This window comes from Pseudomonas sp. 2995-1, assembly GCF_002742505.1.
GTDB classification, from domain to species: Bacteria; Pseudomonadota; Gammaproteobacteria; order Pseudomonadales; family Pseudomonadaceae; genus Aquipseudomonas; species Aquipseudomonas sivasensis.
The window spans coordinates 1-231 of record NZ_LJSA01000425.1 but is presented as its reverse complement, the minus strand read 5'-3'; the positions used below and the strand labels follow the sequence as shown (position 1 = coordinate 231).

The window sequence follows — 231 nt, the reverse complement described above, 5'->3', positions numbered from 1 at the left end:
ACATAATAATATAAGGATTGTTAGAAGAAGAAGGGAGAATCTCCCAATGGTTCTTGATGGTTTTATTGGTATTATTTTTAGTGTTTTAGCTGTAATGATGGCATTCTTTGCTTTATATATAAGGATGAAATCTATGAAGCGTCCTGCAAATGTAAAAAAAATTTTGATTCCTCCCATTGCAATGTCCACTGGATTTCTAATGTTCTTATATCCACCAACGAGGCCAACGAT

1 protein-coding gene is annotated in these 231 nt (G+C 33.3%); it reads left to right on the top strand.

Annotation, left to right across the window (positions count from 1 at the left end; translation table 11 throughout):
* Positions 1-46: 46 nt before the first annotated feature.
* Positions 47-231, top strand: a 185-nt coding sequence (locus tag AOA61_RS21880; protein WP_143521238.1) for a CcdC protein domain-containing protein, incomplete at its 3' end; no start/stop codon positions are given.